Here is a 9,652-nt window from a genome sequence, read left to right as displayed (position 1 = left end):
AACACGCTGCAGCGGATAACGCCATGTCGAGTCCGCGACAGTGCCTGACGGAGGCGGACAGCCTGTTTAGCTGTCACGCCCGTGGCGATCATGCAAGACACACTACGCATCACCGAAGTTTTTTACTCTTTGCAGGGTGAAACACGAACGGCTGGGCTGCCCACGGTTTTCGTGCGCCTGACCGGTTGCCCCCTGCGCTGTCAGTACTGCGACAGTGCCTACGCGTTCAGCGGCGGCACCCTGCGCACACTCGATTCGATCATGGAACAGGTGGCCGGTTTCAAGCCGCGTTACGTCTGCGTAACGGGCGGCGAGCCGTTGGCCCAGCCCAATGCCTTGCCGTTGCTTCAGCAACTGTGCGATGCCGGCTACGAGGTTTCGCTGGAGACCAGCGGCGCGCTGGATATTTCGGGTACCGACACCCGCGTCAGCCGTGTGGTCGACCTGAAGACGCCAGGCTCCGAGGAGTCGCACCGTAATCGCTATGAGAACATCGAGCACTTGACCCGCAACGACCAGGTCAAGTTCGTGATCTGCTCGCGCGAGGACTATGACTGGGCGGTGTCCAAGCTGATCCAGTACAACCTTGCCGAGCGTGCCGGCGAGGTATTGTTCTCGCCTAGCCATCACCAGGTGCGCGCGAGTGACCTGGCCGACTGGATCATTGCCGACAACCTGCCCGTACGCTTCCAGCTGCAGCTGCACAAGCTGCTGTGGAACGACGAACCCGGACGTTGATTGAGGAGTAGCAGTACATGACTGAAAAACGCGCGGTAATCCTGCTGTCTGGCGGCCTCGACTCGGCCACCGTTGTTGCCATGGCCAAGGCCGAGGGCTACAGCTGTTACACCATGAGTTTCGACTACGGCCAGCGTCATCGTGCAGAACTCGATGCCGCTGCCCGCGTGGCTCGCGACCTCGGGGTGGTCGAGCACAAGGTCATCGGCCTGAGCCTGGACGGTATCGGTGGCTCGGCCCTGACCGACAGCAGCATCGATGTACCGGAAACCCCCGGTGAGGGGATTCCAGTCACCTACGTGCCAGCGCGCAACACTGTGTTTCTGTCCCTGGCCCTGGGTTGGGCGGAAGTGCTCGAAGCGCGTGACATCTTCATTGGCGTCAATGCCGTGGACTACTCCGGTTACCCGGACTGCCGCCCCGAATTCGTTGAAGCCTTCGAGCGCATGGCCAACCTGGCGACCAAGGCGGGCGTCGAAGGGCAGGGCTTCCGTATCCAGGCGCCGTTGCAGAACCTGAGCAAGGCACAGATCGTTCAGGAGGGCATCGCCCGCGGTGTGGACTACAGCTTGACGGTGTCCTGCTACCAGGCCGATGAGCAGGGCCGTGCCTGCGGCAAGTGCGACAGCTGCCGCCTGCGTGCCGATGGCTTCAAAGCTGCCGGTGTGAGCGACCCGACGCGTTATTTTTGATTTTTTTGCCGTAGGGTGTTGATTTCCCGTTAGAAATCAGTATTATACGCGCCATCCAACGGGTCGTTAGCTCAGTTGGTAGAGCAGTTGGCTTTTAACCAATTGGTCGTAGGTTCGAATCCTACACGACCCACCATACGCAGTAAGTCAAAGCCCGCTACCGGCAACGGTCGCGGGCTTTGTCGTTTCTGGCTCGTGTTGCTTGCCTTGGCCCATCGCCGGCGAGCCGGCGATGGGCTGCAAAGCGGCCCCGTTACTCGGCCCACTCCGGGTCGCCGGTAAACACCACGGTCAGCCAGCGGTCCGGCCCTTCGCCGCCCACGGCATCACCGATCTCGTTGCGCAGTGCATCCCACTCATCGATGGTTTTCGCGCCCATGCCGGTCGGCACGATGAAGTACAGCTCGATCTCCCGCGAGCGCCCCACCTTGGCCACATAAGCGCGGTACGACTGCAGGCCGTGGCGCGCGACGAATGCCTTGGCTACCTCGTCGACATGCAGTTTGAGGTCGCCCGGTGTCACCAGGAAAATCTCCGAAAATGCCTGGCGTACCACCGACAACGGCAACGGAATGATCACCAGGCAGACCAGTGCCAGTACCGCCGGGTCGATGTACGGTGACATCCACTCCCACTGCGTGCCTTGCACGGCATAACCAAAGCAGAAGGCGATCAGCAACGCGGCGGTAATGCTGGCCGACATCACCCAGCCCTTGACGTCCATGCGCACGAAGTCCGAACACAGCTTGCGGTTGGCCCGAGCTTCGATCACCGCGATGGTCACGCAGGCAATCACGGTGAGTACCGCGTAGACCATGGCAATGCCGAATTCCAGGTGGCGCCCGCCTTGCAGCACGCTGCTGACGGCGTTGATCAGCGCATAGATGGCCACGCCGCTGAGTAGGATGCCATTGAGCGCCAGCACCATCGGCTCCAGGTGCCAGAAGCCCATGGTGAAGCGCTCGCGCAGTTTGCGTGACATGTGCGCGGTGGTGGTGTGCGAGGTGATCAGCTTGACCACCACCAGCGACAGCCCGCTCATGCTGGCGTCGACCAGTGAATAGACGCCGTCGAAGATGATCGAGAACGAGCCGGAGGCCAGGCCGAAGGCGATGCCGATGGTGGCGATGAACAGGGTGACGGCGATCGAGGTGCGTAGCAGGCCTTGTTCGCTGGTGATGTCGAAGAATGGGGGTTTGTGTGCTGCTTCCATGGGTAAAGCTCTTTCAAAAGGTGGGTTGCCTGTACCGGCCTCTTCGCGGGGCAAGCCCGCTCCACAGGTGCGGCACCGCTCTCAAGGCTGGTGATAATCCTGTGGGGGCGGGCTTGCCCCGCGAAGCGGCCAGTACAGACTAGACGCGAAACTGCTCCATCAAGGCTTGCTGCTGGTTGGCCAGCCGGTTCAGTGCCTGGCTGATCCGCGCCGACTCCTCGGCCTGGCCAGACAGCGATTCTGTCACATCGCGGATGCCGGCCACGTTGCGGTTCACTTCCTCGGCCACCGCACTTTGCTCTTCCGCTGCCGAGGCGATCTGCAGGTTCATGTCGCTGATCACCGCCACCGCCTCGCCGATTCGCTGCAGGGCCGGCAGTGCCTGCTCCATGCGCGTTGCGCTGGCTTGGGCCTGGCGTTGGCCTTCATGCATGGCGCCCACCACATCCTCGGTGCCTTGCTGCAAGCCTTCGATGACCTGGCGGATTTCCTCGACCGATACCTGGGTGCGTTGGGCCAGGCTGCGCACTTCATCGGCGACCACGGCAAAACCGCGTCCGGCTTCGCCAGCCCGGGCGGCTTCGATGGCGGCATTGAGCGCCAGCAGGTTGGTCTGCTCGGCAATGGCGCGGATCACATCCAGCACCGAGCCAATTTGCTCGCTGCGGCTTTCCAAGGCGCGTGCTTCGTCCATCGCGGTGGTCATGTCGGCGGCCAGGCGGTCGATGGCCTGGCGGGTACTGGCGATCAGTTGCAGGCCCTCGCGGCTCGCCTGGTCGGCGCCACGAGCCGCCTGAGCTGCCTGGGCGGCATTGTGGGCGACATCCAGTGCGGTAGCGCTCATTTCGTTGGCGGCGGTGGCCACCTGCTCGATTTCCCGGTGCTGTTGCTGCATGCCGTTGCTGGTTTGGCTGGCGATGGCAGCGGACTGGTCGGCGGTGCCGCGGGCTTCCTGCAGCGAGCCCTTGACCTGGGCAATTACGGGTTGGAGTTTGTCGAGGAAGCGGTTGAACCAGCCAGTCAGCCGGCCCAGTTCGTCCTCGCGGGCGTAGTCCAGACGGCGGGTCAGGTCCCCTTCACCGCTGGCGATGTCCTCCAGGCGCGCTGCTACGGCAAGGATCGGCCGGGTTACCCCGCGTGCGGTCAGCCAGACCAGCAGCAGGCCCAGCACGGCAGCGCCGAGGCCGATCATCAGGCTGGTGAGGTTGGCGCGCTGGTTGTTCGCGTCCAGCCGTTGGTTGAGGGCGACCGCTGGCGCTCGCAGGACGCTTTGTGGCACTTCAAGCAGTACCTGCCAGGGGGCTGCATCGGGGATCGGCGCGAAGGGGTGGGCAACCCGCAGCAGGCCGCTCGCCACGCTCGTGCTCAGCGCCTTGCCGAGCTGAGAGCTGTCGCGGCTGTGGCCTGCCAGCAGGCCGGCCGGGCTGACGATGCTGACCTGGCCCTGGCCATCGAACAGCTCCTGACGGCCGTCCAGGCTCAGCTGCTGGAGGTTGTCCAGGCCAATGTCCAGGCCGATCACGCCGATGACCTTGCCGTTTTCCAGCAGGGGCAGGGCGATGCTGGTCATCAGCACCTGGCGGCCATTGACCTCGTCGAGGTACGGTTCGAGCATGCAGGTCTGGGCCGTCTCTTGCGGGCAGGTCAGCCAGCGGTTCTGCGGGCTGCCGCTGGTGCTGGTGCGGGTGTCGGCCAGCATCGATTCCGGCATGGCTTCTGCTTCGAGGGTGCCAGGGCGTGGTTGCGACCAGTACAGCGAGAACCGCCCGCTGTCGTTGCTGCCCAGGGCATCCTGGCCGATGTACTGGCTGTCCTGGTGGTCCAGAGCATTGGGCTGGAACACCAGGTAAAGGCCGATCACATCCGGGTTGCCGGCCAGGCTGGCACGCGCTTCGCGGGTCAGGTCGCCGCGCAGGTCGCTGCCGCCGCGGGCCTTCAATACCTGCACCAAGCGGCGCAAGCCATTGCCATACAGATAAGCGTCCATGAAATAGCGCTGGATGCGCAATGCCTGGGTCTGGGCGTGCGCTTGCAGGCGCAGGTGCGCGCTCTGGTCGAGCATTTTGGTGTTGGCCTGGTTGACCAGTGCCGCGCTGCGCCGGGCCTGGGTCAGCGAGGTGGCGACCAGCAGGGCGACGATGGCCAGCAGGCACAAGCCGGCAAGCAGGGTGATCTTCCACTGGATGGAGAGGCGGCGCAGCGGCATAGGGGCTTTCCTTTTCGATCAAGCGCAACGCCCGCTATCAGGCGCGGGCGTTGTCGGCAGCGTGGGTCATTCAGCGATGCAGTTCGGTGGGGCAACCCTGAAGGCCTTGGTCAGCCAGGCCAGGTAGCACAAGCCGAACAATGCCCAGATGCCGCCAAACATCAGCGAGTGCGCGTTCAAGTCCAGCCACAGCGAAACGATGATGCAGAAGCCGATGGTCGGCAGCACCAAGTACTTGAGCTTGTTGGCCAGCCCCTGGCGATTGCCTTCGCGCAGGTAGCAGTGGTTGATCACCGACAGGTTGACGAAGCTGAAGGCCACCAGGGCGCCGAAGTTGATGATTGACGTGGCCGTGACCAGGTCGAAGAAGATGGCCGACAGCGAAATCAGCCCCACCACCGCGATGTTCATGACCGGCGTCTTGTAGCGCGAATGCAGGCGGGCAAAGATGCTGGCCGGGATCACGTTGTCGCGGCCCATCACGTACAGCAAGCGTGAGACGCTGGTCTGCGAGGCCAGGCCCGAGGCGATGGTATTGATCACGGTGCAGGCGATGAACACCGACTGGAACAGCTTGCCGCCCACGTACAGGGCGATTTCCGGCAAGGCAGCTTCCTGGTCATGGAAGCGCGCCATGGTCGGGAAGTAGGCCTGGATGAAGTACGACACCAGGATGAACACCATCCCGCCGATCAGCGCGGTGAGGAAGATCGCCCGTGGGATGGTCTTGCCCGGATCGCGGGTTTCTTCCGACAGGCAGGTGACTGCGTCGAAGCCCAGGAACGAGAAGCACAGAATGGTCGCGCCAGCGGCCAGGGCGCTGAGCTGGGTCTGGTTGTCGGCGAAGGGCAGCAGGCTCCAGGTGGTACCCATCCCTTCGCCATGGTGCAGGCCGCGCACGCAGAGGTAGATGAACACGCCGATGATTGCCACCTGCACCGCCACGAACAGCAGGTTGAAGTGCGCCACCAGGTTGATGCTGCGCATATTGATCAGGCTGATCAGGCTGACAAACCCGACCACCCACACCCACGCCGGCACTTCGGGGAACATGGCCGACAGGTAGAGCTTGGCCAGCAGCGCATTGACCATGGGCAGGAGCAGGTAGTCCAGCAGCGATGACCAGCCCACCAGGAAGCCAACGTGCGGGTTGATGGCGCGCTGGGTGTAGGTGTAAGCCGACCCCGATTGCGGGAAGCGTCGTACCAGAGTGCCATAGCTCACGGCGGTGAACAGAATGCCGGCCAACGCCAGGATGTAGGCGCTGGGCACATGCCCGGCGGTGATGCCGGAAACAATCCCGAACGTGTCGAACACGGTCATCGGTGTCAGGTAGGCCAGGCCGATGATTACCACGTGCCAGAGGCGCAGGGATTTGTGGAATTGGCCGCTGCCGGTAGCGCTCTGGTCAGGCTGCATGCTGGCATGGCTCCTGCGGCTGGGCGTGAACGGCGGGCACAGTGAGTGGCGCATGCGGCAAGTGCGAGCGGGTGGGCTCCATGTTGTTCACCTTTATTGTTCGGAGCAGAGGGAGGCGCGTGCGAGACGCCGGTTGTTCTTTGTGAGGTGGGCGCGGTGCAAGTGGTTAAAATAAAAAACGATGGGTAGGTTGGTGTCAAGTTAAACATGACAAGATGTTACAAAACTGAAATATTTATCGATTTGAACTAGGTTATGTTCGGTTTTTACGCGCTTTTGTGCGCTTTTGCTCGATTTAGATGTCCGTAAAATTGAACAAGCCCGCAGCGCTTCCTGCGCCTTTCAGGCGCTTCCTAAAAGCGGGATTTCTCTGCTTCGGCCGCCACGTGCCTCTGGCTGCAGTGATATTCTTCAGGCCCTGCGTGGCACCTGGCCGCGTGCAAGCCCTTATGGACAGCAATCGGTTTTATTCATGAAGAAATCAGTAGGCATCCTTTCCGGCCTGGCCCTTGCCATTGCCGTCGCAACCACCGCTGGCGCCTGGTACACCGGCGAGCGCCTGCCTGCGGAGCTGGAATATTCCGTCAACCGCAGCAACGCTGAACTGAAGAAAGCCCTGGTAGGCGTCGGCGGCAGCATGACCGTCGAACTGGTCTCGCTGGAGCGGCACTTCTTCAGCAGTACCGCCCAATACCGGCTCACCGCCAAGGACATCAACCTTGGCGACGGCGAGGCGGTCAATTTCGAGGTGGGCATGACCGACCAGGTCGAGCATGGCCCGTTCCCTTGGTCGCGGGTCAAGGCGCTGAAGCTGATGCCAGTGCTGGCTGTCAGCAACAGCACGCTGGTCAAAGACGCATTCACCGCCCCCTGGTTCGCCGCAGCGGGCGAGCAGTCGCCGGTCAGCGCGCAGACCAGCCTGGGTTACGGCGGCAGCGTCGACAGCACGGTATTGCTGGCCCCGGCCAAGGTCACCGAAACCGATGGCAACAGCCTCGACTTCTCGGGCATGCAGCTGCACGTCAGCGGCGACCGCGAAGGCAAGGCGACCCAGTTCCAGGGCAGTGCCGAGCGCTTCGAGATGAAGGTGGTCCGCGACGATCAGCCGCCTGCCACGTTCGAGCTGAAAGGCTTGAAGGTCGGCGGTGACCTGGCGGCCACCAAGCATGATGCGATCTATGTCGGCAACGTCGACCTGTCGCTGGCTGAAACCAAGGTCACCTTGGGGCCCAAGCAGCAGGTGCTGTTGATCAAAGGCTTCGAGCAGAATGCCGTGCAAACCCTCGACGGCCCGGACACCGTGGGTGGGCGCGTGGCTTACACGCTGGCGGACATCACCTGGGACGGCCGCGCGGTCGGTAATGCTCAGTTGGCCGTGAGCATCAAGTCGCTCAACGCGCCGGCGCTGCAAGCGCTGTCGCACTGGTACCAGGCGCACGTGCCGGAGTTCGAGGCAGCGGCCGCAGCCGGCCAGCCGGTGCCACAGATCCAGATGGACGAGGCTGAGAAGGCCAAGTTCCAGGGCGACCTGCAACAGCTGTTGGCGTCCAAGCCCAAGCTGGCCGTGGAAAACTTCTCGTTCAAGACGGCCAATGGCGAAAGCCGCTTCAACCTGGCCATGGACTTCGCCAGCCCGACCTCCTTCGACTTGCCGCCTGACCAGTTGAGCAAGCAACTGATCAGCGAGGTGAAGAGCAAGCTGTCGCTGTCCAAGCCGATGATTGGCGACCTGGCAACCTTGCAGGCATTGCTGGAAGGGCAGACCGATGCCCAGGCGATCGCCATGCAGTCCAGCCAGGCGGGTGAAATGGTCGGCATGATGGCGCTGCAAAGCGGCATGGCCACGGTACAGGGCAATGATGTGGTGAGCAGCCTGCACTACGCCGATGGCATGGTCGACTTCAATGGCCAGAAAATGACCGTGGAAGCGTTCGCTATGCTGATGTCCTCGCGTCTTGCAGCCTTGCAGCCGCAAGGTTGATTGGCTGAGCGGTACAGCCCTGTCGCCGGCAACCCGGTTACAGGGCTGTACAGGCTGCATAAAACCCTTTTGAATTGCCTCGATTGTCTGTAGCCTTCGGCGTCCGATAATAATCCGCGCCCGCAGAGGGCCGTGATGGCCTGCGCGCCGTCCGGCGCCCCTAGCCGATCTGCCAGGGCCGGGTGATACACTCGATTTGATGCGCACACGCGCCTGCAGGTCCAGCGATCATGACCCAGATTTCCGAACGCCTGTTGGTTCAGGCCCACCTCGACGCCAAACAGCCCAACCCGCTGACAGCCGAGCAGGAGGCCGAATACCGTGCGGCCATCGCTGCCGAGCTCAAGGCGCAGAACGCCGTGCTGGTCGCCCATTACTACTGCGATCCGGTGATCCAGGCGCTGGCCGAAGAGACCGGCGGTTGCGTATCCGACTCGTTGGAAATGGCCCGTTTCGGCAAGAACCACCCCGCCGAGACCGTGATCGTTGCCGGTGTGCGCTTCATGGGCGAAACGGCAAAAATTCTTACCCCCGAAAAACGCGTGCTGATGCCGACCCTCGAGGCCACCTGCTCCCTCGACCTGGGGTGCCCGGTTGAAGAGTTTTCGGCATTCTGCGACCAACACCCGGAACGTACCGTGGTGGTCTATGCCAATACCTCGGCGGCCGTGAAGGCGCGTGCCGACTGGGTGGTAACCTCCAGCTGCGCGCTGGAGATCGTCGAAAGCCTGATGGACAACGGCGAGACCATCATCTGGGGCCCGGACCAGCACCTGGGGCGCTACATTCAGAAGCAGACCGGCGCCGACATGCTGCTGTGGGACGGCGCGTGCATCGTTCACGAAGAATTCAAGTCGCGCCAGCTTGCCGACATGAAGGCGCTTTACCCGGACGCAGCCATTCTGGTTCACCCTGAATCGCCCGAAGCGGTGATCGACCTGGCCGACGCGGTAGGTTCGACCAGCCAGTTGATCAAGGCCGCCCAGACCCTGCCGAACAAGACCTTCATCGTCGCCACCGACCGCGGCATCTTCTACAAGATGCAGCAGCTGTGCCCGGACAAGGAATTTGTCGAGGCGCCGACGGCCGGTAACGGTGCAGCCTGCCGCAGTTGCGCGCACTGCCCGTGGATGGCGATGAATACCCTGGAGCGGGTGCTGGATTGCCTGCGCACGGGCAGCAACGAGATTTTCGTTGACCCGGCGCTGGTGCCCAAGGCGATCAAGCCGCTGAACAGGATGCTCGATTTTACTCAGGCGGCGCGCTTGAAGTTGTCGGGTAACGCCTGATATTGCTGGGGCCGCTTTGCGGCCCATTCGCGGGGCAAGCCCGCTCCCACAACCCCGCTAACCTCAAGGGCAGCGGGGTACTTGTGGGGGCGGGCTTGCCCCGCGAATAGGGCG

Annotated in this window: 6 protein-coding genes, 1 tRNA gene and 2 pseudogenes; 5 read left to right on the top strand and 4 right to left on the bottom strand. The window is 62.8% G+C overall.

The window, feature by feature from the left end; all coding sequences use genetic code 11:
- The first annotated feature begins 90 nt into the window (after positions 1-90).
- The 3 genes from queE to LJX93_RS20495 all read left to right on the top strand — a co-directional run bounded on the left by queE (position 91) and on the right by LJX93_RS20495 (position 1,566).
- On the top strand, positions 91-738 hold the full coding sequence (queE, locus tag LJX93_RS20505) for a 7-carboxy-7-deazaguanine synthase QueE (RefSeq protein WP_033700214.1): 648 nt from the start codon (positions 91-93) through the stop codon (positions 736-738).
- 17 nt (positions 739-755) lie between these two features.
- On the top strand, positions 756-1,430 hold the full coding sequence (queC, locus tag LJX93_RS20500) for a 7-cyano-7-deazaguanine synthase QueC (RefSeq protein WP_033699837.1): 675 nt from the start codon (positions 756-758) through the stop codon (positions 1,428-1,430).
- Positions 1,431-1,490: 60 nt separating this feature from the next.
- Positions 1,491-1,566: transfer RNA gene (locus tag LJX93_RS20495), tRNA-Lys, on the top strand.
- A gap of 117 nt (positions 1,567-1,683) precedes the next feature.
- On the opposite strand, the gene LJX93_RS20490 is transcribed toward LJX93_RS20495, so the two are convergent.
- From LJX93_RS20490 to LJX93_RS20480, 4 genes and pseudogenes are all read right to left on the bottom strand, one after another.
- Positions 1,684-2,643, bottom strand: a complete 960-nt coding sequence (locus LJX93_RS20490; RefSeq protein WP_033699836.1) for a cation diffusion facilitator family transporter — start codon at positions 2,641-2,643, stop codon at positions 1,684-1,686.
- A 139-nt stretch (positions 2,644-2,782) separates the two neighbouring features.
- Positions 2,783-3,295, bottom strand: a pseudogene (locus tag LJX93_RS27535) (methyl-accepting chemotaxis protein); the annotation flags it as partial.
- 393 nt (positions 3,296-3,688) lie between these two features.
- Positions 3,689-4,630, bottom strand: a pseudogene (locus LJX93_RS27530) (chemotaxis protein); the annotation flags it as partial.
- A gap of 285 nt (positions 4,631-4,915) precedes the next feature.
- Positions 4,916-6,268, bottom strand: coding sequence for an APC family permease (locus LJX93_RS20480; RefSeq protein WP_033699834.1), 1,353 nt, complete (start codon positions 6,266-6,268; stop codon positions 4,916-4,918).
- 472 nt (positions 6,269-6,740) lie between these two features.
- Here LJX93_RS20480 and LJX93_RS20475 point away from each other — a divergent pair, with 472 nt between their 5' ends.
- Together LJX93_RS20475 and nadA are read left to right on the top strand one after the other, a co-directional pair.
- The gene (locus LJX93_RS20475) at positions 6,741-8,249 is read left to right on the top strand and encodes a YdgA family protein (protein ID WP_227696380.1); all 1,509 of its coding nucleotides are present in this window, start codon (positions 6,741-6,743) and stop codon (positions 8,247-8,249) included.
- 230 nt (positions 8,250-8,479) lie between these two features.
- Positions 8,480-9,538 carry a quinolinate synthase NadA gene (gene nadA, locus LJX93_RS20470; protein ID WP_186658350.1) on the top strand — a complete coding sequence of 353 codons (1,059 nt, stop codon included), beginning with the start codon at positions 8,480-8,482 and terminating at the stop codon, positions 9,536-9,538.
- Positions 9,539-9,652 lie beyond the last annotated feature (114 nt).

The sequence above is a fragment of the Pseudomonas sp. HN2-3 genome (assembly GCF_020691745.1).
Classification (GTDB): Bacteria; Pseudomonadota; Gammaproteobacteria; order Pseudomonadales; family Pseudomonadaceae; genus Aquipseudomonas; species Aquipseudomonas capeferrum.
Note: the sequence above shows the minus strand (reverse complement) of the source record. Positions and strands in the feature narration are given on the sequence as shown.